The following is a 467-nucleotide window of genomic DNA, read 5'->3' on the forward strand; positions in this document are numbered from 1 at the left end:
GCATATGTGAAATCACCATAACAATATGGATACTACAAATCATATTGTAGTAAGGCTCTTTAAAGTTGTTTAATTTCTAACCTTTTAAATGAGTTTGTAGACAAATATAAATAATAAATTTGTCTAAATCTTGTTCAACTAAAGCTCCCCTTAGTTGAAGTGTAATTCTTCACAAATTATTGAGATTCTCCTTCTAGAAAATTAAAATCACCATCAATAAGATCCTGTAAATACTCATCAAAGCTGTTTGCAATCACTTCATATTCATCAGGATCGTGCAAAAAACGAACTATTTGACCACATACACCTTCATCAGAAGGGTTAAAATCAATATAGAGTCTTGATGTTCCACCATTGTTCATACAGTCTGAAAAATGAATATAAGTGCCAGGGAGAAGTCCTTTTGGATTTATCTTAGAATCAACAGCACCCTTGTCATCTTGGTATTCTAAAAGATAGGAGACGTC

1 protein-coding gene is annotated in these 467 nt (G+C 32.1%); it reads right to left on the minus strand.

Annotated features, from left to right (window positions below; genetic code table 11):
- Positions 1 to 176: 176 nt before the first annotated feature.
- On the minus strand, positions 177 to 467 hold a 291-nt coding region (locus AC1DJR_RS33330; protein WP_477004603.1), incomplete at its 5' end, for an SMI1/KNR4 family protein.

This window comes from Bacillus sp. 05T31 (assembly GCF_056396725.1).